Raw genomic sequence first — 22,693 nt, forward strand, 5'->3', positions numbered from 1 at the left:
CAGGAGCACTTGCTGCTGACCGTCCTGCGAGATATGACGCCGGCCGACCAGTCGATGGCCGAGACGCTCGCGACCGACGGCGGGATGCGCGCCGAGCAGCTTGCCGACGCGACCGACACGTCGCAATCGACCGTCTACCGGATGCTACAGAGGCTTGAGGGTATCGTCACCAGCGATGACGGACACGTCCGCTCGACGTTTCGGGTTAGCAGCAGTTGTTCCCGTCGGGATTCCATTCACACGCATCGCCCGTTGTGAGACCCTCCTCGTCGATGTGAGCGGAGAGACAGGCGTGGTTACAGAAGTACTTCGCTGACCCGCAGTCATCGGTACAGTCACGGACACAGATGGGCTCGTGGTCGAAGATACGCGACCCGCAGTACACACATACCTCGTCGACGTCGGGTGTTTCTATAGTCGTAGACATACGTGTACTAAGGACTCTCTCAGTGAAAACGGTTCTTCACGCACCGATGGGTATGTCACCTGTTTGTAGCGGTCGTGCCGACGGAAATTTCCACTGATTCCAGTGACCGACTCGTGCTGTGTATTCAGCACGACTTCTACAAACTATCCGGAGTGATGGTGGGATATTCGTCGACGGAGAACTAGAGTATAATCGGTTCGACGAAGAATCTGAGGACTCCGCGCTACCCTGATGATGGCTTTGGCGGTACGTACAATCACTCCGAATAAGATGAGGTCATAGAACGATTGGCAAACCACAGCTACCCGTCGGAAAATCGTTCGGTACAGAGACTGGACCCGCTTCGTACTGGTGGCCGATGGCGTTATCGGACCCAACAGTCGACGACAACGCGGCTATCGCGCATGGGTTTCATTTTATCGACCGGGACACCGGTCGAGTCGTCACCTTCGACGTCGATTAGGCGAGGCGCTTCGTCGACAGTCTCGTCTGGGTGGACTTGCTCGACACTGTTCGCTGCGAATATCGTGTCCGGGGTGCTGGCTTCAGTGGGCTCATCGTCGTAACAGAGATATAGACCTGTCTCCCGGATACACACGGCTGCAAACTCGTGTTCGGAATTCGTGTCGGTGATGAGACGAACCACGTTCAGTTACCGTTGTTCCCGATCGCCTCTCTGCGCTCTTGGATGGCAATCTCTCTGGCATCAGCCACCAGCCCGTGGGTATCACCAAACGCATCGCTATCCAGCGCCACTGTCGTCCCGACACCGTCCTCGATGACGAAATTCATCTCGATAACGTTCTCGAAGCACTTTACCAAACAGGTCAATTCACCGTGGTCTTCAGAGAAGATATCGCTATAAATCGGTGCTGCTAGCGACTCCAGTCGCGAGTCGTCGATCGCCTTGTCAATTTCTTCAGTAGCATACTGGTCACCGACATCGTCTCGGAGATATATCACCGTGAAATCGCCCTGCTCGTAGTTTACGATGCTCCGGAGGCTCCCATCGGTTTCCGCGCGAAAAAACGATTCTAAACGGGAAGCCAGCCGTTGTGACATCGAATAGTAATGACTTCTCGAATTATATAACTCTTGGGCTGAATGTTTTGATGATTATCGCTACAATAATACTTTTTTACTTGTTGCTGGCGAGATTTGGTGATTCGGACCTTTCGACTGCCGAATCTGTTTTCGATACTATTTACAGTATGACCCTCGATCAACGGCCGAAATATCAGAACTACCAAAATTTTAATACATAGTCCTGTCAGCGCTACTGATAATGAATGCAGTACAGGCAAAAGTCGAATGTAAAGAATGTGGCAACTGGCTCAGCGTGCCCAGCAACACAGAACTAGTGAGATGTGACTGTGGCGAGGTCTATGCGGTGACGGTTACACACTGTTAAATCCGGATTGCAGATTTGTACCAGTAGTCGTATGCAGGTGTGCTAATCGGTTGTTGCAGTTTGACTAATTGAGGATCGAACTACGGTCTGCACGAGAGTAAGGGCGTCTCGTGCATCAAAATATCCGCTCTCAGAAACAAACCACTCGACGATGTGGTCTGATATTCACTCATCTACTGGTCGGAGCTTCTCACCGTCGTAGTCGACTGCACCCTCTTCGATGAGTTCCTCCAGGGCTTCCTCTACTCGCTTCGGTTGTTCGCCGGCATGTGCACAGCGTACTGTTTTGAATCCACTAAGACTGACACCGTCCGTCGGTCCCGGCGAGTCCATTTTCTTCCGCCGCTTCACTCGACCAACCACGGGGTCGCCGACCAGCGCGATGCGTCGCAGTCCCGGTTCCGTCCAGTCCACGCCGACTCACTCACCCGAGTCCTGGTCGAGTCCGAACGGACCGAGGAACCCGAAGTCGATACGCAACGACTTGATCATGGTGGCCGCGTGGCTCTGCATGAACACGTCGGCACCGCGGAGCCGGTCGGGCCCCCACGTCTCCAGCGTGGCCTCGGCGGCGACGCGCGACGTCTCGTCGATGTAGGCCGCGAACGTCTCCCAGACGTTGGTCGGCCCGGCCTCCTCGACGACGTCAGAGAGGGTGACCGTCGAGATGGCCTCGCGGGCGTTCGCTTCGAGGTCACTGACGAAGTCCCGCTGGGTCCGGACGTCGGCGGGCGTCCCGAGGCGAGTCAGGTGGCCGGCGACGAGGGTGTCGAAGTCGTACTCGAGAATCTGGTCGTGCGCTCGAACGTAGCCCTGGATGTCCGAGGACTCGGCGAGGTTCTGGAAGGGAATCCAGCCCGGAAACACGACGTCGACGAACACGAGGACTCGGTGGTCCGGTGCGTACACGAAGATGTTGTCGACGGAGTGGTTGGGGCCGCGGTGGTCGAGTTGAAGGCGCTGGTCGCCGACGTCGAGCGTGTAGCTGTCGCCGACGACGTGGCGACGGTCGGTCTCGGTCTGCCCGCCCGGGGTGGGAGTACCGTCGGTTGGCGTACCGTCGGCCGGGGTGCCGCCGGTGTCGTCCGCCTCCTGTCGGTCGTCCTGCATCGGCGTCCTCACTTCTCTCGGGCCGAACACGGTCGTCGGCGACGGCCGGTTGTCGTCGCCGAACCGGTCGAGGAATCTGGCGGTCTCGACGTGGGCGACGTACTCGGCGTCGTCGGGGTACAGCGTCGCGGCGCCGATGTGGTCTGCGTGGTAGTGGCTGTAGACGACGTGGGTTATCGGTTCGTCGGTCACCTCGCCGATGGCGGCGAGGATGTTCTGCCCGATGGTCGGCGGTGCGTCGACCACGACGACGCCCTCACCGGTCGTGAGAAACAGTATCTGGTAGACGCCCTCGGTAATCCAGTAGATGCCGTCGCCGAGTTCCTCGACCAGATACCCCTTCTCGGGTATCTCCGGGTCCTCGGGCGCCGACGTCTGTGCGACGAGTGCGTTCGTCGCCGCTGCGACGTCGTGTCCGGAGGCCGAACCGCTCAGTACCGGCAGCCCGAGTAGCCCCGCCGCGCTGGCGGCGAGGTAGTTCCGTCGTGTCACGTCGGGGTCGAACGAGTCGGCACGCTGTTCCATGGTGTACGGTAACACGCCCGGGCCGCGCAAAGTTATGACCGCGATACCGATTTCGACGCGTCGGGCACCATCTCGGCCGTTCTTCGGAGCCGTGTCTCGCGAGCGTGTACGACGCCGTCGGCGTCGTGCCTACCGGGTGAGTTCGCTCGGACTACTTCGGCCGGGGGTCCGCTAAGACGGGGTTTCGCGGCCGAGACGCGGGCCGATTACCCCACGGCCATCCACACGACGAGCGCTATCGTCGAGAGGACGACGGCGAACTTCACGCCCGCCATGAGGTTCACCTCGCGGATGTACCCCGCGATGAACGAGGAGAGGAGCGCCTGCAGGGTGACGGCGTGGAAGAACAGCATCGACAGGAGGTCGACGTCGACGCTGCCACCGAACCCGCCACCAGTCGCCCCGGAGCCACCGGCACCGGATGCCTGAGTCGCCAGTCCGGACATCACGTCCAGGAACTGCGTCTTCAGCAGGGCCATCACGCCCAGCAGGGTGAGGTAGGTCATGATGATGATGACCATCTGCATCCGGGTGCGCGACTTCCGTTCCCGTGCGATGTCGTCCTGATTCTCGGAGGCCTGTGCGGCCGTCGAGAGCACGTCCTGAATCTGGCTGGAGGCCTCCTGTGCCTCGGCGATGAGTTTCACCGTCCGGGCCAGTCGCGGGACGTGGTACTTGTTGTTGAACTCCCGGAGGGCCTCCTTGAGACTGGTCCCGTAGTTGACTTTCGCGTGCATCGTCTCGAACTCCTCTGAGAGTTTCCCGGCCGACGTCTCGGAGACCACTTTGATGGACTCCAGCAGGGTCATCCCGGTGTCGTTGGCCGAGGCGAGTTTCCGGAGGTTGTCCGAGAGGTTGCCGATGATGGCCTTCCGCGAGCGCTGGTTCCACTCGTAGAAGATGGTCAGCGGGACGAAGTTGATGTACATCGGGACGTACACCCAGAAGAACGTCCCCGGCACGGGCCGGTTTATCATCCCTTCGAGCGACAGCGGTGCCTGTCCGAGGACGACGGCGGCGACGACAGCGAGGATGGAGAGCGGGATCGTCAGCCCCAGTACGAGCATCGGATGGTCGCGGAAGAACAGGTGTGGCTGCTTGAGAATCTGGAGGAGTTCGTAGGTCCCCTCACGGCTCTTCACGCGGTCGAAGACGGCGTAGGTGCCGGTGTACTGCTCGACGAGGCCGAGGTTGAACACGCCGATGCCCTCGTCGACGACGATGTCGTCCTCGCTGGCGTCGGGACGGAGGTAGCCGTCGCCGATGGAGTCCTGCGTGACCGTCGACACCAAGACCAAAAAGGCCATCCCGGTCAGCGGGATGAGGCCGTAGACGGTGCCGTAGATGAGCGTCTGCTGAGCGTTGCCCATCATCGACATGATGACGAGGATGATGATGAGCAAGAGGGGGAACAGCGAGAGGGTCATGTACATCTCGCCGAACAGTTCCAGCGTCTCCAGCATCTTCTCCTGTTCCTGCCGGGCGGTCCGCATGTGCTTCTCCTTCTGGTCCTCGAGGAACGAGGTCATGTCCCCCCCGGAGTTGATGATCGAGAGCATGTCGGTGAGGAACTGCGAGAGGCTGTCGGAGGGCGTTTCGAGGGCCTGATTCCGCACCGCGGTCCGGTAGTCCGTGTCGAAGTACTCCGTCTCCAGGACGATGGACTGGAACTCCTTCGCCACCTCGCCGTAGGTGTCGTCGGCCTTCCCCATCGCTTGCAGGATTTCGAGTTGGTTCAGCCCGCCCACGGAGAGGGCGTACATGAACGAGATGGAATCGGAGAGGAGGATGTTGATTTCGCGTTCGCGGGCGCTCGCTCGGAAGTACGGGATAGAGACGAGCGAGCCGAATCCGATGCCGAAGCCGATAGCGCCGAAGACGACGCCGGTCACCAGCACGAGGAAGGGAATCTTCAGCGCGTCGACGACGGCGAGCAGCGTCTCGTTCTGGATGACGATACCGATGAACGTCGGCCCTTCCGAACCCGAAAAGAGGAGGGTGACGAGCAGATAGCCGAGTAGCGTGCCGACGAGCCACAGCGCGAGCCCGGCGATGACGCCCACGGCCAGCGCCCGCGCGAGGAACATCTCGACGTTGTCGGCCATCCGGGCCTCCGCGAGTTTCGTCTCGACGCTGTCGACGAAGTCACCCTCCTCGTCGAACAGCGTCTGGAAGGCCGGATAGAAGGCGTCGCCGAGAGTGCCACCGCTCCCGAGTTGTTGCTGGCCCTTCGTGTCGAGGCTCATCCGCTATCTGCCTCCTTCCCGGCCTTCGGGACGAACTGTCCGAAGTCGCTCTCGTCGTCGTCGTCCTCGGCCTCTGCCAGTGCGTCGCCGTCCATCAGCGCCGAGACGATGTCCGTCGTGTCGCCGCTGGTGAACTGGTCGAACAGCGGCCCGGCGTTGTCCAGCACCGCTTTGGTCTCCTCGACCATCTCCGGCGGGGCGTCGGGACGCGGGACCATCTCCTCTTTCTCGGGGTCGATGTTGATCTTGACAGACTCCATCTCCCGCAGGTCTTCGAGCGACTGTTCGAGTTGGTCGTTGGCGATGAGCGTGAGGATGGTCTCGGGGTCGTTGATGAACGCCTGAATCGTCGCGGCGACCTGCGTGTAGGTGTTCAGTCCCTGTTCGATGAGGTACGCCAGCACGACCTTCCGCTTGAACAGTTCCTCGTCGAGTTTCTCCTGGGTCCACCCGCGGTCGAACTTGACTTCCTCTAAAGTGTTGGAGTTACCCATCTGGATGTACTCGTCCGTCTCGGCGCGCCACTCGTAGACGTCGCGGACGTTTATCTCGTCGTTCTCGGCGGAGTACTCGTTTATTTCCGTGAGTGACTTGTTCCGGCGCACCTTGTTGCCGTCGACCCGAGTCTGGGTCTGGATGGAGACGAGGTCCAGCGCCGTAAAGAGCGTCTTCGAGACGTTGATGGGTTCGGTCGTGAAGCGTTTGATGACCTCGCCGACGGAGTCGGCGTGGAACGTGGTGTAGGTGGTGTGGCCGGTCGACATGACCTGAAACAGGGTGCGACCTTCCTCGCCACGGATCTCACCCATGACGATGTAGTCCGGGCGCTGGCGGAGTGCGGCCTCCAGCAGGTCGAACTCGTCGACGTCGCCGGTGTCGTCCTCACCGAAGGAAGGGCGGGTGACACTGGCGACCCAGTTGCGCTGTGGCAACTCGACCTCGCGGGTGTCCTCGATAGAGACGATTTTGGAGTTGGAGGGGATGAACAGCGAGACGGCGTTCAGGCTCGTCGTCTTCCCCGAGGCGGTCCCGCCGGCGAAGATGAGCGACTTGTGGTTCTCGATACAGAGCCAGAGGAACGCCATCTCGTCCAGCGAGAACGTGTTCCAGTTGATGAGGTCGATGGGGGTGAACGGGACGTCTTTGAACTGACGGATGGTGTAGTTGGTCCCGTGGTCCGAGACCTCCCGGCCGAGCGTCAACTGGGCACGCGACCCGTCGGGGAGCGTCGCGTCGACCTGTGGCTGTCGCTTCGAGATACCCTTCCCGGACCGCTGGGCGAGTTTGACGACGAAGTCGTCGAGTTCTGTCTGACCGTGTTCGACGTTCGAGATTATCTGCTCGTAGTCGGTGTGGTAGACGAACACCCGGGAGTTGTACCCGTCACAGGAGATGTCCTCGACGTTGATGTCGTGTTTGATGGCGTCGATGCGGGCGTAGCCGATGAAGTCCCGTTTGAGTTCGTACAGCAGTTTCTCGACCTGATACTCGTTGAGCGTCGCGGGGTCGTCCTCGAGAAACGCCGGTTCGGGCCGCGACGAGATGCCGTCGAGTTGCCCGACGTCTTCGGACTCCTCGGCCGCCTCACCCATGTCGAACAACTCTTTCACCTGGTCGAGGATGCCGCCGCTCTCGCCGCTGTCGGCACCGACCGTCCCGTCGTAGAGGTCGTATCTGGACAGGAGGTTCTCGGCCTCGCGCTGGATGACCTCGGCCCGGTCGGCGTTCGACCCCTGAACGATGACCTCGTCCTCGGAGTACTTGATGGCCGTCTTGAGCTTTCCGGAGAGGAACTGCTTGAGGTCGTCTTCGATGGGGTTGAGATACGGTTCGACGACGTAGTACTTCTTCTCGTTCTCCTTACGAGAGTGGAAGATGACGACGCAGGCGTAGGGCTTGTTGACCCAGTACCGCTCTAACTCTTTGAAATGCGACTTCTTGCTCTGCGGGACGGCCTTCTCGAGGTCGTAGCGGTTGACGACGGTCGTGTGGCCCTGTCTGGTCGAGAAGAACGCGTCCTCGTCCAGTTCCGGGTTGACGTCGACGGTGTTCTCGTCGACGACGTCGGCCAGTTCGGACGCGAAGTCCTCGGCCCGTGAGAGGCGGTTCTCGGTGTGGTCCGGGTCGAAGCCGAGGTGCTCCTCGCCGTCGAACGGGACGACTTCGCCCTCCCCGTCCCGCGGGAGCGCACCGTCCTCGTAGTAGTACTCCTGTTTGAAGTGCTCCCACGTGTAGACGTCCTTGGTGACCGGCGTCGTCGTCGGGTCGAGGTACTCCTCGAACGGTCCGTTCAGCGTGAGGGCCGCACTCGCGGCCGCCTCCACCTTGTCGTCGAGTTGGCGTGGCTCGAACCCGAGGTACTCGCTCCGGTCGAAGCGCCCCCCGTCGTGGAACTCCCGTCGCACGTCGTCCCAGGTGTACTCCCCCACGGCCGCCGGCCGGTCGGCGCCAGTCCCACCCTCGCCGACCTCGTTCGGCTCCGTCCCCCCCGTGTCATCAATTGCCATTGTGTTTCATCTGCCGGTTGGTGTGAAAAAACTTGGTGCCAGTGAGCTGACCCGCGATTCCCCTGACGGTGACCCTATTCTGCACAGTTTGAACGTGATTGAGTAGGAACCCTACTTAAGCTTTCGGCACCTCTATTATGGTTGATAACTGGGCGTCTGCCCCGACTCGGAACGGCGTAGGCGGCGTTACTGGAGGAACGACTCCATGCGGTTCATCGCCTCCTTGAGGTCGTCCAGCCCCGTCGCGTACGAGAGGCGGAGGTGGCCGTCGCCGCCCTCGCCGAACGCGGTGCCCGGGACGACGGCGACGCCCTCGGACTGGAGTAGCGCCTCGGCGAACTCGTTGGCGTCGTCCCACGGACACTCCGGGAAGGCATAGAAGGCACCGGCGGCGGGGAAACAGTCCAGTCCCATCCCCCGCAACCGGGAGAGGACGTAGTTCCGTCGCCGGTCGTACTGCGAGGTCATCTCCTCTACGTCCTCCCAGCAGTTGTCCAGCGCCTCGATGGCGGCGTACTGGGCGGTGGTCGGCGCCGACAGCATCGTGTACTGGTGGACACGGTTCATCGCTTCGACGGCCTCCGGCGGCCCCATCGCGTAGCCGAGGCGGAACCCGGTCATCGCGAACGCCTTCGAGAACCCGTTGAACACGACGGTCCGTTCGCGCATCCCCGGGAGCGTCGCGATGGAGGTGTGGTCGTGTTCGTAGGTCAGGTCGGCGTATATCTCGTCGGCGAACACCACGAGGTCGTTCTCGCGGCAGAAGGCCGCCACCTCGCGGAGTTCCTCGCCGGTCATCGTCGCGCCCGTCGGGTTGTTCGGGTAGCAGTAGACCAGCGCGTCGGCCTCGGCCGCACCGGAGTCTTCCAGCACCTCGCGGGTGAGTTTGAACTCGTCCTCGACGCGGGTCGGCACGTCGACGACGTTGACGCCGGCGAACGTCGCGCCGGGGACGTAGGAGACGTAACACGGCTGGGCGACGGCGATGCTGTCGCCGGGGTCCAGCAGTGCGCGAAACGCTAAGTCGAGACCTTCGCTCGCCCCCGCGGTGACGAGTATCTCGTCGTCGGGGTCGTAGGACAGGCCGTGGCGCTCGTCCTCGTAGCCCGCGATGCGCTCGCGGAGTTCGCGCTTGCCGCGGTTGGCAGTGTAGGAGGTCTGACCCCGTTCCAGCGAGGTGATGGCGGCCTCGCGGGCGGCCCACGGCGCGGAGAAGTCCGGTTCCCCGACGCCCAGCGAGATGATGTCGTCCATCTCCTCGGCCAACTCGAAGAACCGTCGGATACCCGACGGTGGCACCGCGTCGACTCGGTCCGCTGGTTCGAACGTCATGGCGAGACGGAGAGTCGGTCGTCGTCGTCGTGGTCGTCGAACTTCATCCCCTGTTCCTTGTACGACTCCATGATGTAGTGGGTGACCGTCTGCGTAATCTCGGGGATGGGCGCTATCTTGTCGCTGATGAAGTGCGACACCTCCCGCATGGAGTCGCCCTCGACTTCGAGGTCGAAGTCGTAGTCACCGCTGACGAGGCGCAGCGAGGTCACTTCCGGGAACTTCCCGATGCGGTCGGCGATGTCGCTGTAGTTGGTCTCGCGGTCCAGCGCGACGTTGAGTTCGACCGTCGCGCGCACCCGCTCCTCGTCGGTGTCGACGGCGCTCCAGTCGACGACGGCCTGATACCCACAGATGACGCCGGCCTCCTCGAACTCGTCGACGATGGTCTCCACCTCGCTCTCGGTGAACCCCGTCATGTGGGCGAGGTCCTCCGTCGTGTAGCGGGCGTTCTCCCGCAGCAGGTTCAGAATCTCGCGGCGACTGCTCATACACAGAGGCGGACGGTCCCGAACAAAAGCCTTGCTCAATGGTGAGAGGGACTGGCACGCCCCCGGTCGGTCGTCGAAACCGACGCGAGGTTTAATTAGGACGCGTCCCTCGGGTCGGCTGATGTTCGAGGAGGCCGCACACGAGGAGACGGTCGACACAGGGTGGGGACACGTCGCGTCACACGACGGCGCGCCGGCGGTCATCGACGCCATCCTGCGACTCGACACCGACGCCACGTACACGAAGACGGAACTGAGCGACGAGGCCGGCGTCCCGCTGAAGACGCTGTATCTCGACGGGACGCTGGACCACCTCGTCGAGATGGGGTTTCTGGAGAAAGAGGTGACAGAGGGCGAAGAGGTACGGTTCGGCGTCGACACGGAGACGAGCGTCTATCGGGCCGCAGTCGCCTTCGACGACGCCATCGCGGACCGGTTGGCGAGCGAGGAGTGACGCACGCCGAACCACACCGTTCTTTGCAGGGGCCCGCCCACAGGGGACTATCGTGGTCTCAGACGCCCAGTCCCGTCTCGTCGTCGGTCTGGTCGGCGGCTCTCACCTCGTCAACCACGCGTACTTCATGCTGTTGCCGCCCGTCTTCGGCCCGCTGAAGACCGACCTCGGGCTGACCGACGCCCAACTGGGTGTCGCGCTGGGGACCGTCGGCGTCGTCGTCACGGCGTTGCAGTTGCCGTTCGGGTCGCTCTCGGACTCGCGGAGTCGGACGTCGGTGCTGGCCATCTCGCTCACTTTCGGTGCCCTCGGTGCGATGCTCACTGCCACTGCACAGAGCTACGAGTGGCTTCTCGTCGCGAGCGTCGTCACCGGCGTCGGTATCGCCGGTCACCACCCCGCTCACTACCCGCTCATCGGGGCCGCGACGACGGCAGACACCCGCGGTCGGGCGTACAGCGTCCACGGGTTCACCGGGGCGCTCGGCTTCGCCGCACCGCCGGCCGTCGTCGCGACGGCGACTACACTGGGAATCGACTGGCGTCTCGCCATCGGCGCTATCGCCGTCGTCGGGGGCGGCTACGGCGCCGCGTGTCTGCTCGCGTTCGACCGCCGCGTCGACGAGGCCATCACGCACCCGACGAGCACCGAGCAGTCGCGTGACGCCCCGCTCGCGAAGCGGGTCCGGAGCGAACTCCGGACCGTCCTCGCCTCGCCACCCATCGTCGCGCTCACCGTCCTCTGGTTCGTCACGTCGATGGCCGGGTGGGGTATCAAACAGTACACCGCGACGTTGCTCTCGTCGGGCTACTCGATTCCCGACGCCACCGCGAACTTCACCGTCTCGGCGATGCTGGTCACCGGCGCGGTGCTCATCTTCGCCGGCGGGTGGCTCACCGACCGGTACTCCCCGGGACCGGTGTTGGTGGGCGGCTACGCCGCACTCGTCGTGGTCGCGGGTTTGCTGGCGCTCGGGACGGTCCCCGTTCTGGGGGCGCTGGCGCTCGTCCTCGTCCTCTCGGCCACCGTCGACGGGAGTCGGCCCGCGCGGGCGTCGCTGGCCGATGCCCTCTCCTCGGCGGACTCTGCGGGCAAGAACTTCGGCTTGCTCACCGTCGGTATCTCGGGCGGCGCGGCCGTCGCCCCGCCCGTCCTCGCAGTCGTCGTCGAACGGGCCGGGGTCGCCGCGGCGTTCTGGGCGGTCGCGGGTATCGGCGTCCTCGCTATCGGCCTGACGGCCGTCGTGCTGGCCGTCGGCGGCGGGAGTCGGCGACAGAGCGTCCAGCCCGGCGACTGAGCGGTCCGTGGGCTTTTATCGGACGACCACGTAGCGCCTCGTGACATGGTTTCGCTCGACTCTGACTCCGAAGTACTCGAACGTGGCGACGTCGCACCGTCGTTCGAACTGCCCGGTGCCGACGGGGAGACGTACGCGCTCGACGACTTCGCCGGCTACGACGCGTTACTGGTCGTGTTCACGTGCAACCACTGTCCCTACGCGAAAGCGAAGATTCCGGAACTGAACCGACTCGCCGAGGAGTACGACGACCTCGCGGTCGTGGGCATCAACCCCAACGACGCCGAGGCGTACCCGGACGACTCCTTCGAGCGGATGCAGGAACTCGTCGAGAGCGGCGAGGTGGCGTACGACGCCTACCTCCGCGACGAGAGCCAGTCCGTCACGGCGGCCTACGGGGCCCGCTGCACACCCGATCCGTTCCTGTTCCGCAACGACGAGGGTCGATTCCGACTTGCCTACCACGGACGACTCGACGACGCGCCGAACCCCGACGACGAACCGAGCGACCGAGAGATGGCCGGCCACGTCGAGACGCTGCTGGCCGGCGACGAGATTACGAGCGCCGAGAAGCCGTCGCGTGGCTGTTCCATCAAGTGGACCGCGGGCAACGAACCCGACTACTGGGACGTCTGACAGGCGAGTCGACGGCGCGACGCCGACGACCCGCCACCAGTCGCCCGTCTCAGTACCCCACGCAGTAGGGTCGCGCTCCCGTCTCGTCCGAAAACACACGCGTTCGTTCCTATCGCCCCGCTCGCTCATCTTTAAGGACTAGTGAGACGATTGTCACCACGTACCATGAAGAAGCTCATCAACGACCCGGACGACGTGGTCGACGAGATGCTAGACGGGATGGTCGCGGCGTATCCGGACCGCGTCCGTCGCCTCGACGGGACGAACGTACTGGTCCGCGCGGACGCGCCGGTCGACGGGAAGGTCGGCGTCGTCAGCGGCGGCGGGAGCGGGCACGAACCGACACACGCGGGCTATCTCGGCGAGGGGATGCTCGACGGCGCGGCCGCGGGCGAGGTGTTCACCTCGCCGACGGCCGACGAACTGGAGGAGATGATCGCCGCCGCCGACAGCGGCGAGGGCGTCCTGATGGTCGTCAAGAACTACGAGGGCGACGTGATGAACTTCGAGACGGCCGGCGAGATGGTCGAGATGGAGGGGGCCGAGGTGGCCGAAGTCGTCGTGAACGACGACGTGGCCGTCGAGGACTCGCTGTACACTTCGGGCCGGCGCGGCGTCTGTGGCACCATCCTCGTCCACAAGGCCGCCGGCGCGAAGGCCGCCGAGGGCGCGGCCCTGGAGGAGGTCCAGCGTGTCGCCCAGAAGGTGGTCGACAACGTCGGTACGATGGGGATGGCTCTGACTTCCTGTGTGACCCCGGAGAAGGGCGAACCGACGTTCGACCTCGGCGAGGACGAGATAGAACTCGGCATCGGCATCCACGGCGAACCCGGCGTCGAGCGGACCGACATCATGGACGCCGACGCCATCACCGAGGAACTCACCGAGACGGTGCTGGACGACCTCGACCTAGACGAAGGCCAGGAGGTCGTGACAATCGTCAACGGGATGGGCGGCACGCCGCAGATGGAACTGTTCGTCGTCAATCGGAAACTGCAGGAGATGCTCGGCGACCACGGACTGGAGACGTGGGACGCGTGGGTCGGCGACTACATGACCTCGCTGGACATGATGGGGTGTTCCATCACGGTCTGTGCCGTCGACGACGAGTTGAAGGAGTTGCTCGGTGCGCCGGCCGACACCCCGGCACTGACGGTCCGATGAGCGACGAGGGCGCGGCAGTGGTCGCCGCGGTGCAGGCCGTCGCCGAGCGGTTGGAGGCCGAGCGGACCCACCTCACCGACCTCGACTCGGCCATCGGCGACGCCGACCACGGCGGGAACATGGCCCGTGGCTGGAAGGCCGCCGCCGAGGAAGTAGCGGCGCTGGACGACCCCGACCCGGCGACGGTGGTCAAGACGGCGGGCAAGAAACTGCTCTCGGAGGTCGGCGGCGCGTCTGGACCGCTCTACGGCGGGTCGCTCGTCTTCGCCAGTCCCGAACTCGAAGATGGCATCACCGCCGAGACCGCGGTGGCGTTCGCCGAGACCTACCTCGAGAAGGTGCAGGACCGCGGCGACGCGCGAGTCGGCGACAAGACGATGGTCGACGCGCTGGTGCCGGCGGTCCACACGTTCAAGAAGTCCGTCGAGACTGACGACCTGCCGCCCGTGGAGGCGCTGGCGAAAGCCGTCGCGGCCGCCGAACGCGGCGTCGACTTCACGGTCCCCATCCGGGCCTCGAAGGGGCGAGCGTCGTATCTCGGGTGGCGCTCGGTGGGCCATCAGGACCCCGGCGCGACCAGCACGCTGTACATCCTGGAGGAACTGCTGGCCGCCGCAGAAGAGCAGTTAGACGTGGCCGAGACGCCCCCCGTCGACGCCACGTCGCCGACGATTCCGGACGGCGAGGAGGCCGCCGAGGACTGATGGTCGGTCTCGTCGTCGTCTCACACAGTCGGAAAGCCGCCGAGGGCATCGCCGAGGTGGCCGCCGAGATGGGCGGTGACACCCGTATCGAACCCGTCGGCGGCGACGGACAGGGCGGGTTCGGGACGGTCCCCGACGACATCGAGGACGCCCTCGCGGCCGCCGACGACGGTGACGGCGTCGTCGTCCTCGTGGACCTCGGGAGCGCGGTGATGAACGCAGACGTGGCCATCGAACTGAGCGACGTGGAGGCGGTCATCGCGGACGCACCGGTACTGGAGGGGGCGGTCAACGCCGCCGTCGCGGCGACCAGTCCGAAGGCCACCGTCGAATCGGTGCGAGAACAGGCGGAGGCGGCCCGCGACGTGGACAAACTCTGAGCGGCTACTGGCCTTCGTGGCCCTCTCTGACGCCGTTCAGTTTGGATACTCGGAGCCGAAGGACCTCGAACTCGAGGTCGTCGACCGGTCTCTCGTGGACCTCGTAGTAGGGGATGTCGAGGTGTCTGGTGGCCTCCTCGACGACGGACTCGACGTCGCCCTCGGAGACGGATTCGAGGGTCCCCTCGGCCACGACGCTGATCCAGCCCTCGTCGGTCTGGTCGTAGACGACGAACGTCACGTTCTCCGCTGCCTCGAGGAACCGCCGTTTCTGACTCCCGGGCGCGTACCCCATCCGGAAGTAGATGCTCGAATCGTCCTCGCGGTAGTTGAACGAGAGTGGGACGCCGTAGCCGTCGTTCTCCCGCCCGAGACAGAGGACGCCCGTGCGCTGGGTCTCGAGGAAGTCGGTCATCTCGACGCCGTCCAGTTCGATACGGCTCATACGTCGTACGTTGGCACTGACCACACGTATAGGATTGCCAATATTTTCACCGAGTGGGGACGGCGACGTTAGTCGAGCCGTGACGCCACCGCCGACCGCGTCTCGCAGGCGAGTACTTCCCTCGCGAGGGCGGCCGCAGTCTCGCTGTCCGTCTCGCGAATCCGGGCTTTGACTGCCGGCACGGTGACGGCGCTCATCGAGAGTTCGTCGAGGCCGAGGCCGACGAGGAGCTCGGTCAAGTCGGGGTCGCCGGCCATCTCGCCGCACATCCCCACCCACGCGCCGCGTTCGTGGGCGGCGGTCACCGTTCGGTCGATGGCCCGCAGGACCGCCGGATGCAAGGGGTCGTGCAGGTCGGCGACGCCGTCGTTCTCCCGGTCGGCGGCCATCACGTACTGCGTGAGGTCGTTCGTGCCGATAGAGAGGAAGTCTAGACGGTCCGCGAGCGCACCCGCGACGTAGGAGGCGGCGGGCGTCTCGACCATCGCACCCAGGTCCGGGATGGCGTAGTCGACGCCCTCGGCGTCGAGCGTCGCGGCGACGGCCTCGACACGGCTCAACACGTCCTCGACTTCTTCGACACGGGCCACCATCGGCACCATCACGGCGAGGTCGTCGCCGGCGTCGGTCGCCGCCGCCTTGAGGAGGGCCCGCAACTGCGTCTCGAAGAGGTCGGCGTGGTCGCCCAGCGAGAGGCGGACGCCGCGCCGACCGAGGAACGGGTTCGGTTCGTCCGGGAGGTCCAGATAGGGGACCTGTTTGTCGCCGCCAACGTCCAGCGTCCGGACGACGACTCGTTCGTCGGGGAACGCCGCCAGTGCGTCCGTGATTGCCTCGAACTGCTCGTCCTCGTCGGGCGGTGTGTCGCGGTCCAGAAAGAGGAACTCGGTCCGGTAGAGGCCGATGCCGTCGGCCCCGCGGGCCGTCGCGGGGTCCAGTTCCGCGGGCCGGCCAACGTTCGCGGCAACCTCGATTTTGCGGCCGTCGGCCGTCTCGACGTGCTCCGTGACGACTGGGGCGTCGACCCCCGAGACGCTCGCTCGTCGCTCGGCGTCGGGGTCCACGACCACCTCACCGGCCTCGCCGTCGACCAGCACGGTCGCCCCGTCGGAGACGTCTGTCAGGGCCTCGCCCACGCCGACGACGGCCGGAATCGCGAGCGACCGGGCGATGATGGCGGCGTGGGAGGTGCGCCCGCCGGTCACCGTCGCGACGCCGGCCACCGCGTCGGGGTCCAGTCCGGCGGTGTCGCTGGGCGTGAGGCGGTCGGCCAGCAGGACCGTTCCCTCTGGAAGCGACCCGAGGTCGACGCTGTCGACGTCCAGCAGTTCCCGGAGGAGACGGTCGCGCACGTCCCGCAGGTCGTCGGCACGTTCGGCCATCCGACCCTCCATCCCTTCGAACTGCGCGATAGCGTCGGCGTAGGCGTCGGCGACGGCGTGTTCGGCAGGCGTCCCGTCGTCGATAGACTCCTCGATAGCGCCGACCAGTTGCGGGTCGTCGAGGAACTGTTCGTGGGCTTCGAAGACGGCGGCCTCGTCCTCGCCGACGGCCGCGGCCGCCCGGTCGCGGGCCTCGCGGATGGCCGCGCGGGCCGCGTCCCGCGCGTCCTCGAAGCGGTCACGCTCGGCCGCGCTATCGACGGTCGCGGGGTCGGGTCGGTCGGGCAGTTCGAGCGCCGACGGCCGGAACCAGCGAGCGGTCCCGACGCCCGACAGCGGCGTACTGCCGACGCCGGTGAACGTCGCCACGCCGGCTCACCCCTCCTCGACCGGTGTCGTCAGCACGGTTTCGAGGGCGTCGAGCGCCTCGGACGCGTCCGCACCCTCGGCGACGATGCGGACCGACTCGCCGTGTTCGACGTTGAGACCGGTGACGGCCAGCATGCTGTTCGCGTCGACCATGCCGTCGTCGCCGTCGTCGGCGCGGCCGACGGTGACGGTGGCGTCGTACTGGTTGACTGTCTGGACGAACTTCGAGGCCGGGCGCGCGTGGAGTCCTGCCTCGGGGACGACCGCGACGGTACGCTCCATACACCCCAATGGCGTGCGTGAACTATTATCGTGTTGCTGTCACCCAACGGTTTAGTCCTCCCCTCTCGTCGGGCACTGGTGTGAGTCGTCCAGTCGGATATCTGTCGCTCGCGTCCGCCGTCGTCTGTGCCGCCGGCGTCACACTCGTCCAGCGAGTCGGGGTCGAGGGAAGCGTGCAGGGCGTCGCCGTCGCCTTCCTCGTCGTCAAACTGCTCTCGCTCACGGCCGTCGGGTTCGCTACCTACGGCTGTTACCGCATCCTCCTGAGCGTCTACGACCAGCGGACGGCGGACAAGCGACGGCGACACGACGCGAAGAACCTCTTCCGACTCGGCTTCGGTCTCGCCGGGACCCTCGCCGCACTCGGGGTCGTCACCGAACAGTGGGTCGGTCTCCTGTTCTCGCTGGGTATCGTCGGGTTCGCGGTCACCTTCGCGCTCCAGCAACCCCTGTTCTCCCTCATCGGGTGGCTGTACATCATGGTCAAGCGGCCGTATCAGGTCGGTGACCGCGTCGCCATCGAGGACTCGAAGGGCGACGTGGTCGAAGTCTCCTTCCTCGTGACGACGCTGTGGGAGATAAACGGCGACCTCGTCTCCTCGAACCAGCCGTCCGGACGGACCATCACGCTCCCGAACAGCGTCGTCCTCTCCTCGCACGTGAAGAACTTCACGCAGGAGGAGTTCCCCTACGTCTGGAACGAACTCTCGGTGCAGGTGGCCTACGAGACGGACTTCGAGTTCGCCACCGAGACGATGCGCACCGTCGCCGACGACTATCTAGGCGACGAGATGGCCGCCCGAATCGGTCGGTATCGGGAGCGCCTCGACGAGACACCGGTGGAACTGGAGGTACAGGACCGGCCGACGGTCAACGTCGTGCAAGACGAGTCGTGGGTGGAGTTCCGCCTGCGGTATCTGGCCCACCCGCGACGGGGACAGCGAGTGAAGAACGAACTGTACCGGCGCATCCTCGCGGCGTTCAACGAACATCCCGACCGGGTGAAGTTCCCCGTCAGTCGGAACCGGTGAGGCGAGGGTTTACCGCCCACCCGGTCGGACGCCACCGTATGGACGAGACGCCGCTACCGGACGTGACCGAACAGTTCGCTCGGACGCTGGCCCCCGACCGGGACGAGGTCATCGCCGAGATGGACGCAAAGGCCGACCGCGAGGGGTTCCCGACCGTCGGCCCCGCCGTCGGGGGATGGCTCCGGATGCTCGCCCGCATGACCGACGCCCGACAGGTGTTCGAGTTCGGGTCCGGGTTCGGCTACTCGGCGTACTGGATGGCACCGGCGATTCCCGCAGACGGTGAGATAGTCCTGACCGAAGTCGACGCCGACGAACTCGCGGAGGCCCGCGACTTCCTCGCCCGCGGCGGGTTCGCCGACCGGGCGGAGTTCGAACACGGCGACGCCATCGACGTCGTCGAGCGCTACGACGGCCCCTTCGACGTGGTGTTGATAGACAACGAGAAGGACCGGTACGTGGAGGCGTTCGAGGCCGTCCGCGAGAAGGTGCCGGTCGGTGGCGTCGTCGCCGCCGACAACGCCATCGAGGCCGGACCGCTGGAGTTCGAGGACGTGCGGGCGCTCCTCGCGGGCGAAGACGTGGACGCCAACGCGACGAGCCGCGGTATCGCGACCTATCTCGAACGGGTGCGGGACGACCCCGACTTCGAGACTGGACTGTTGCCACTGGGCGAGGGCGTCGCCGTGAGCGTTAGAGTGGCCTGACAGTTCCGGGTTGCTCGCCGACCGACCCGAAGAATGATTCGTGTCCGTGCTGATAGTTTACGCACACCATGGCAGAGAGTGGTTCGGATTCCACGGCGGACATGTTCGGGCTAGACGGTGCCGTCATCGACCGGACGGCCGAGAAAGCCGAGATGGAGACGGACCGGTTGGTGGGGGCGCTCGACGTCCTCCACGCCGAACTCATCGGCCGACACTCGAACCTCGAACGCACCACGGAGTACGTTACGGAGGGCGGCGTCCGCGCGTACCGCGTCGAGGACTCCGTCTGGGACGACTTCCTCGACGAGTTCGACTTCGAGTCGAACACCGAGGCGGCCGTCCGGTACGCCCACACCGAACAGGCCCGCCTCCTGTTCGCGAAGTCGGTCCGCGGCGACGACCACTTCGGGCCCGACGAGGAGGGCGTCGTCGTCGGTATCGACACCGCCGAACAGTTCTGAGCGGGCCCCATTCTCGCCTGCGAAAATGGGGGTGCATAGCTTATGTGGCAGGCCCGGCAAGTCAGCGCCACCCGAACACTCATGAGTCTGATGATAGATATCCGGAAACTCGGCCTGTTCAACCAGATGGCGAAGGAGGGCGGCAACACCGTCGCCAACCACCTGAGCCAGATGACGGGGATGGAGACGGAGATGGAGATCACGAAGATCAACTTCATCGACATTCCGGACATCAAGACCCACGTCGGCGACGAGAAGCAGATCGGCATCAGCATCGAGATGGTCGAGAAACCCCACGGCCACATCCTCTTCCTGTTCAACGCCCGGAGCGCGAAGGACCTCGCACACGGCATGATAGGCGACATGGGCGAGACCGACCCCAACGCGAACGGGTTCACCGACATGGAGCGGTCGGCGATTCAGGAGATAGGCAACATCATGACCAGCGGGTTCATCGACGGGTGGGCGAACGTGTTAGAGACGACCATCGACATCTCGACGCCGAACTTCACTTTCGGGCCCGGCAGCGGCATGGTCGACCAGCTGGTCGGCGGCCGCGACAACGAGATGGCGCTGATGTTCGACTCGCGGGTCCACGCCCTCGACTCCGACATCAACGTGAAGGTGTACACGTTCCCCGAACTGGAGGAACTGGTCGACCTGATGCAACGGATAGAGGTCTGACGTGAAACAACGCCTAGTCCTTCACGATTAATTTACCGACCTTCTTGTAGTATGCGCTCTACCCACACGGTATGCCAGGTGGCTCAGCCCAGACGCTGCGACCGTTCTTGTGGCGCGCAGATCAACTGTACCCGGACACGGAAATCGTCTCTCGCACCCACGAGGGCATCGTTCGCTACGACTACGACGAGTTCGCCGACCGGGCCGCCCAGTTAGCGAACGCGCTCGACGAGGCCGGCTACGGCGACGGCGAGCGTCTCGGGACGTTCTGCTGGAACCACCACAGACACTTCGAGACGTACTTCGGCGTGCCGGGGATGGGGGCACAACTCCACACGATAAACCCGCTCCTGCCCGACAAGCACATCCAGTACATCGTGGAGAACGCACAGGACCGGACCATCTTCGTCGACCAGTCGCTCCTGCCGAAACTGGAGGGTGCGGTGGCAGACGACCCCGATCCGTTCGAGTCCGTCGAGCGCTTCGTGGTGATGGGCGAGTCCGTGCCCGACACCGAACTGGACGCCGTCGCCTACGAGTCGTTCGTCGGCGACCAGCCGACCACCTACGACTGGCCCGACCTCGAAGAGGACCGACCCGCCGGCCTCTGTTACACGTCGGGGACGACGGGCCAACCGAAGGGCGTCGAGTACACCCAGCAGATGATGTGGAGCCACACGATGGCTATCCAGTCCCCGCAGGGGATTCCGCTGGACGACGACGACGTGATGATGCCCGTCGTCCCGATGTTCCACGTCAACGCGTGGGGCCTGCCGTTCTCGGCGACGGCCGGCGGCGCGAAACACGTCTACCCCGGGCCGCAGCCGGAACCGGCGGACCTCGCTCATCTCATTGAAGACGAGGGCGTCACCGTCACTGCCGGCGTCCCGACGGTGTGGCTCGGCCTGATGGAGTACGTCAAGGAGAACGACGTGGACCTCTCCTCGCTGGACCGACTGGTCGTCGGCGGGAGCGCCGCGCCGGAGGCGATGATTCGCTTCTTCGACGACCACGACGTCGAACTCGTCCACGCGTGGGGGATGACCGAGACTGCCCCCGTCGGCGCCGTCGCCCACCTGAAGTCAGACCTCCGAGATGCTGACTACGAGACGCAACTCCAGAAGCGGTCCAAACAGGGGCTCATCACGCCCGGACTGGAGTACCGGGTCATCGACGACGACGGGAACGAGGTGCCCGCCGACGGCGAGGCGTTCGGCGAACTACAGGTTCGCGGACCCTGGGTGACGACGGAGTACTTCATGCGCCCGGAGGCCAACGAGTCGGAGTTCGAGGACGGCTACCTGAAGACCGGTGACGTCGTCTCCGTCGACGAGGACGGCTACATCAAAATCGTCGACCGGGCGAAAGACGTCATCAAGAGCGGCGGCGAGTGGATATCCTCACAGGAACTGGAGAACGCGCTGATGGCCCACGAGGACGTCTCCGAGGCGGCCGTCATCGGCGTCCCCCACGAGCGCTGGCAGGAGCGACCGCTGGCGCTGGTCGTCCCGGGCGAGGGGGCCGACACGGACACGCTGGCCGACGAGTTACGCGACCACGTCCTCGAGGAGTACCCGAAGTGGTGGGTGCCGGACAACGTCGTCACCATCGAGGAGGTGCCGAAGACGGCGACGGGGAAGTTCAACAAGAAGGCGCTCCGTGAGGAGTACGCCGACGAGTCGCTCGTGGAGGGCCGCGTCCCGGAGGACGCCTCGCCGGAGTAAGCCGCTGCTACCGTCTGTCGACGTGTCTCACTGCACGCCGGCGACCAGCGAGCGCACTTCCTCGCGGTAGGCTTCAGGTTCTAGACCGAGGTCGACGTCGACGGTGACGCTGATGCCCGCACTCAGGTCGCTGTCGATGCTCTGGGCGAAGTTCTCCGCGGGGTAGGCACCGCCGGACACCAGCACGTAGTCGCCGTGGTGCCACACCGCCAGCACCGCGTCGATGGCGATGTCCGTGGGGGGTATCTCGACGCTCTCGGACTCGCTGACGTCGAAACTGATACCCTCGAAGGGGTAGACGGCGGTCAGGTCCACCGTCTCGGCCGTCTCGCCGGTGTCGACGTCGATGCTCCCGGTGCCGGTCTGTTCGATGCCCGTCAGCCCCTGGTTCTGCATCTGCTGTTCGAACTGGTTACGGGCGTTCGCCCGCACCTGGTCGACTATCTGCTCTTGTCCGACACCCGCCGGGAGGTTGTCCAGATTCGGGCTGAAGTCGATGCGGGAGGCGAACCACACCGACAGCGCCGTCTGGACCTGTCCGAGCGTCCGGTCGGCCACAGTCTGTGCCAGTTCTGCGTCCTGATACTGGAGGGTGTGCTGGACCGCTGTCAACGTCACGGGGCCGTAGGCCTCTTCGAGAACGGTGCCGCTGTTCTCCTCGGTTTGCTCCCACCCTCCAGATTCGAGTCGGTCGGTCGGTACCGACGGGCGCGGCGTCTCCGCGGCGGCGAAGAACGACGAACACCCGCTCAGCCCGGCGGCACCAACACTCGCTCCGATGGCTAGATAGTCACGACGGTTCATACCGGTGGGTGGCGAGTCCGCTCAAAAAGTGTGCGGTTCCGATTATCAGTATTTTCGAGGGAACAACTTCTGAGAGGTTTCTGGGAGTTCCACGAGGTATATGGTGACACCGTCCATGAT

General features: G+C 64.6%; 24 protein-coding genes. 12 read left to right on the forward strand and 12 right to left on the reverse strand.

All coding sequences use genetic code 11. The annotated features are described in order from the left end of the window. The first annotated feature begins 33 nt into the window (after window positions 1–33). Entirely contained in the window at window positions 34–258 is a 225-nt protein-coding gene (locus tag EGH21_RS16060; RefSeq protein WP_220619500.1) for a winged helix-turn-helix domain-containing protein, read from the forward strand. On the opposite strand, the gene EGH21_RS24110 is transcribed toward EGH21_RS16060, so the two are convergent. The 8 genes from EGH21_RS24110 to EGH21_RS16095 all read right to left on the reverse strand — a co-directional run bounded on the left by EGH21_RS24110 (window position 206) and on the right by EGH21_RS16095 (window position 10,049). Continuing rightward, window positions 206–427 (reverse strand): hypothetical protein, encoded by a 222-nt coding sequence (locus tag EGH21_RS24110; RefSeq protein ID WP_236035602.1) that lies wholly within the window; start codon window positions 425–427, stop codon window positions 206–208. The genes EGH21_RS16060 and EGH21_RS24110 overlap by 53 nt on opposite strands. A 648-nt stretch (window positions 428–1,075) precedes the next feature. Further along, complete coding sequence (locus EGH21_RS16065; RefSeq protein ID WP_220619501.1) at window positions 1,076–1,489, reverse strand: DUF7522 family protein; 414 nt, start codon at window positions 1,487–1,489, stop codon at window positions 1,076–1,078. A 514-nt stretch (window positions 1,490–2,003) separates the two neighbouring features. After that, window positions 2,004–2,252, reverse strand: coding sequence for a hypothetical protein (locus tag EGH21_RS16070; protein WP_220619502.1), 249 nt, complete (start codon window positions 2,250–2,252; stop codon window positions 2,004–2,006). Window positions 2,253–2,258: 6 nt separating this feature from the next. Next, entirely contained in the window at window positions 2,259–3,473 is a 1,215-nt protein-coding gene (locus tag EGH21_RS16075; RefSeq protein WP_220619503.1) for an MBL fold metallo-hydrolase, read from the reverse strand. 206 nt (window positions 3,474–3,679) lie between these two features. Then, window positions 3,680–5,719, reverse strand: coding sequence for a type II secretion system F family protein (locus EGH21_RS16080; RefSeq protein ID WP_220619504.1), 2,040 nt, complete (start codon window positions 5,717–5,719; stop codon window positions 3,680–3,682). Then, on the reverse strand, window positions 5,716–8,226 hold the full coding sequence (locus tag EGH21_RS16085) for a type II/IV secretion system ATPase subunit (RefSeq protein ID WP_220619505.1): 2,511 nt from the start codon (window positions 8,224–8,226) through the stop codon (window positions 5,716–5,718). The genes EGH21_RS16080 and EGH21_RS16085 overlap by 4 nt, the downstream gene beginning before the upstream one ends. A gap of 186 nt (window positions 8,227–8,412) precedes the next feature. Continuing rightward, window positions 8,413–9,558, reverse strand: a complete 1,146-nt coding sequence (locus EGH21_RS16090; protein ID WP_220619506.1) for a pyridoxal phosphate-dependent aminotransferase — start codon at window positions 9,556–9,558, stop codon at window positions 8,413–8,415. Next, window positions 9,555–10,049 (reverse strand): Lrp/AsnC family transcriptional regulator, encoded by a 495-nt coding sequence (locus tag EGH21_RS16095; protein WP_220619507.1) that lies wholly within the window; start codon window positions 10,047–10,049, stop codon window positions 9,555–9,557. The genes EGH21_RS16090 and EGH21_RS16095 overlap by 4 nt, the downstream gene beginning before the upstream one ends. Before the next feature lie 121 nt (window positions 10,050–10,170). Between EGH21_RS16095 and EGH21_RS16100 the strand changes: the two genes are divergently transcribed. The 6 genes from EGH21_RS16100 to dhaM all read left to right on the forward strand — a co-directional run bounded on the left by EGH21_RS16100 (window position 10,171) and on the right by dhaM (window position 14,684). Then, window positions 10,171–10,503 (forward strand): hypothetical protein, encoded by a 333-nt coding sequence (locus EGH21_RS16100; protein ID WP_220619508.1) that lies wholly within the window; start codon window positions 10,171–10,173, stop codon window positions 10,501–10,503. Between the two features lie 52 nt (window positions 10,504–10,555). Further along, entirely contained in the window at window positions 10,556–11,800 is a 1,245-nt protein-coding gene (locus tag EGH21_RS16105; RefSeq protein WP_220619509.1) for an MFS transporter, read from the forward strand. A 45-nt stretch (window positions 11,801–11,845) separates the two neighbouring features. After that, window positions 11,846–12,436: a thioredoxin family protein gene (locus EGH21_RS16110; protein WP_220619510.1), complete on the forward strand. Its 591-nt coding sequence runs from the start codon at window positions 11,846–11,848 to the stop codon at window positions 12,434–12,436. A gap of 165 nt (window positions 12,437–12,601) precedes the next feature. Beyond that, window positions 12,602–13,600 carry a dihydroxyacetone kinase subunit DhaK gene (gene dhaK, locus EGH21_RS16115; protein ID WP_220619511.1) on the forward strand — a complete coding sequence of 333 codons (999 nt, stop codon included), beginning with the start codon at window positions 12,602–12,604 and terminating at the stop codon, window positions 13,598–13,600. Then, window positions 13,597–14,304 carry a dihydroxyacetone kinase subunit DhaL gene (dhaL, locus tag EGH21_RS16120; RefSeq protein ID WP_220619512.1) on the forward strand — a complete coding sequence of 236 codons (708 nt, stop codon included), beginning with the start codon at window positions 13,597–13,599 and terminating at the stop codon, window positions 14,302–14,304. Before dhaK ends, dhaL begins: the two co-directional genes overlap by 4 nt. After that, complete coding sequence (dhaM, locus tag EGH21_RS16125; RefSeq protein WP_220619513.1) at window positions 14,304–14,684, forward strand: dihydroxyacetone kinase phosphoryl donor subunit DhaM; 381 nt, start codon at window positions 14,304–14,306, stop codon at window positions 14,682–14,684. Before dhaL ends, dhaM begins: the two co-directional genes overlap by 1 nt. Window positions 14,685–14,688: 4 nt before the next feature. On the opposite strand, the gene EGH21_RS16130 is transcribed toward dhaM, so the two are convergent. The 3 genes from EGH21_RS16130 to ptsH1 all read right to left on the reverse strand — a co-directional run bounded on the left by EGH21_RS16130 (window position 14,689) and on the right by ptsH1 (window position 17,162). Continuing rightward, a complete protein-coding gene (locus tag EGH21_RS16130) occupies window positions 14,689–15,129 on the reverse strand; it encodes a pyridoxamine 5'-phosphate oxidase family protein (RefSeq protein WP_220619514.1) in 441 nt (146 codons plus the stop codon). A 68-nt stretch (window positions 15,130–15,197) separates the two neighbouring features. Next, window positions 15,198–16,880, reverse strand: coding sequence for a phosphoenolpyruvate--protein phosphotransferase (gene ptsP, locus EGH21_RS16135; protein WP_220619515.1), 1,683 nt, complete (start codon window positions 16,878–16,880; stop codon window positions 15,198–15,200). A gap of 6 nt (window positions 16,881–16,886) precedes the next feature. Next, window positions 16,887–17,162, reverse strand: coding sequence for a phosphocarrier protein HPr (ptsH1, locus tag EGH21_RS16140; protein ID WP_220619516.1), 276 nt, complete (start codon window positions 17,160–17,162; stop codon window positions 16,887–16,889). An 80-nt stretch (window positions 17,163–17,242) separates the two neighbouring features. Between ptsH1 and EGH21_RS16145 the strand changes: the two genes are divergently transcribed. The 5 genes from EGH21_RS16145 (at window position 17,243) to EGH21_RS16165 (ending at window position 21,769) form a co-directional block, all read left to right on the forward strand. Beyond that, the gene (locus tag EGH21_RS16145) at window positions 17,243–18,193 is read left to right on the forward strand and encodes a mechanosensitive ion channel family protein (RefSeq protein ID WP_328765671.1); all 951 of its coding nucleotides are present in this window, start codon (window positions 17,243–17,245) and stop codon (window positions 18,191–18,193) included. A gap of 38 nt (window positions 18,194–18,231) precedes the next feature. Continuing rightward, window positions 18,232–18,900, forward strand: coding sequence for an O-methyltransferase (locus EGH21_RS16150; RefSeq protein WP_220619518.1), 669 nt, complete (start codon window positions 18,232–18,234; stop codon window positions 18,898–18,900). A gap of 68 nt (window positions 18,901–18,968) precedes the next feature. Then, window positions 18,969–19,361 carry a DUF8048 family protein gene (locus tag EGH21_RS16155; protein WP_220619519.1) on the forward strand — a complete coding sequence of 131 codons (393 nt, stop codon included), beginning with the start codon at window positions 18,969–18,971 and terminating at the stop codon, window positions 19,359–19,361. 81 nt (window positions 19,362–19,442) lie between these two features. Next, the gene (locus tag EGH21_RS16160) at window positions 19,443–20,045 is read left to right on the forward strand and encodes a chemotaxis protein CheC (protein ID WP_220619655.1); all 603 of its coding nucleotides are present in this window, start codon (window positions 19,443–19,445) and stop codon (window positions 20,043–20,045) included. 71 nt (window positions 20,046–20,116) lie between these two features. Continuing rightward, window positions 20,117–21,769 carry a long-chain fatty acid--CoA ligase gene (locus EGH21_RS16165; RefSeq protein ID WP_220619520.1) on the forward strand — a complete coding sequence of 551 codons (1,653 nt, stop codon included), beginning with the start codon at window positions 20,117–20,119 and terminating at the stop codon, window positions 21,767–21,769. A 27-nt stretch (window positions 21,770–21,796) separates the two neighbouring features. On the opposite strand, the gene EGH21_RS16170 is transcribed toward EGH21_RS16165, so the two are convergent. Next, entirely contained in the window at window positions 21,797–22,573 is a 777-nt protein-coding gene (locus EGH21_RS16170) for a DUF6517 family protein (RefSeq protein ID WP_220619521.1), read from the reverse strand. Window positions 22,574–22,693 lie beyond the last annotated feature (120 nt).

The organism is Haloarcula rubra (assembly GCF_019599465.1).
GTDB classification, from domain to species: Archaea; Halobacteriota; Halobacteria; order Halobacteriales; family Haloarculaceae; genus Haloarcula; species Haloarcula rubra.

Coding starts and splice junctions, on each gene's coding strand:
- dhaL (WP_220619512.1), top strand. CDS start 13,597: ATGAGCGACGAGGGCGCGGCAGTGGTCGCCGCGGTGCAGGCCGTCGCC.
- EGH21_RS16060 (WP_220619500.1), top strand. CDS start 34: ATGACGCCGGCCGACCAGTCGATGGCCGAGACGCTCGCGACCGACGGC.
- EGH21_RS16075 (WP_220619503.1), bottom strand. CDS start 3,473: ATGGAACAGCGTGCCGACTCGTTCGACCCCGACGTGACACGACGGAAC.
- EGH21_RS16155 (WP_220619519.1), top strand. CDS start 18,969: ATGGCAGAGAGTGGTTCGGATTCCACGGCGGACATGTTCGGGCTAGAC.
- dhaM (WP_220619513.1), top strand. CDS start 14,304: ATGGTCGGTCTCGTCGTCGTCTCACACAGTCGGAAAGCCGCCGAGGGC.
- EGH21_RS16090 (WP_220619506.1), bottom strand. CDS start 9,558: ATGACGTTCGAACCAGCGGACCGAGTCGACGCGGTGCCACCGTCGGGT.
- EGH21_RS16110 (WP_220619510.1), top strand. CDS start 11,846: ATGGTTTCGCTCGACTCTGACTCCGAAGTACTCGAACGTGGCGACGTC.
- EGH21_RS16165 (WP_220619520.1), top strand. CDS start 20,117: ATGCCAGGTGGCTCAGCCCAGACGCTGCGACCGTTCTTGTGGCGCGCA.
- ptsH1 (WP_220619516.1), bottom strand. CDS start 17,162: ATGGAGCGTACCGTCGCGGTCGTCCCCGAGGCAGGACTCCACGCGCGC.
- dhaK (WP_220619511.1), top strand. CDS start 12,602: ATGAAGAAGCTCATCAACGACCCGGACGACGTGGTCGACGAGATGCTA.
- EGH21_RS16065 (WP_220619501.1), bottom strand. CDS start 1,489: ATGTCACAACGGCTGGCTTCCCGTTTAGAATCGTTTTTTCGCGCGGAA.
- EGH21_RS16100 (WP_220619508.1), top strand. CDS start 10,171: ATGTTCGAGGAGGCCGCACACGAGGAGACGGTCGACACAGGGTGGGGA.
- EGH21_RS16170 (WP_220619521.1), bottom strand. CDS start 22,573: ATGAACCGTCGTGACTATCTAGCCATCGGAGCGAGTGTTGGTGCCGCC.
- EGH21_RS24110 (WP_236035602.1), bottom strand. CDS start 427: ATGTCTACGACTATAGAAACACCCGACGTCGACGAGGTATGTGTGTAC.
- EGH21_RS16085 (WP_220619505.1), bottom strand. CDS start 8,226: ATGGCAATTGATGACACGGGGGGGACGGAGCCGAACGAGGTCGGCGAG.
- EGH21_RS16150 (WP_220619518.1), top strand. CDS start 18,232: ATGGACGAGACGCCGCTACCGGACGTGACCGAACAGTTCGCTCGGACG.
- EGH21_RS16095 (WP_220619507.1), bottom strand. CDS start 10,049: ATGAGCAGTCGCCGCGAGATTCTGAACCTGCTGCGGGAGAACGCCCGC.
- EGH21_RS16080 (WP_220619504.1), bottom strand. CDS start 5,719: ATGAGCCTCGACACGAAGGGCCAGCAACAACTCGGGAGCGGTGGCACT.
- EGH21_RS16160 (WP_220619655.1), top strand. CDS start 19,443: ATGAGTCTGATGATAGATATCCGGAAACTCGGCCTGTTCAACCAGATG.
- EGH21_RS16130 (WP_220619514.1), bottom strand. CDS start 15,129: ATGAGCCGTATCGAACTGGACGGCGTCGAGATGACCGACTTCCTCGAG.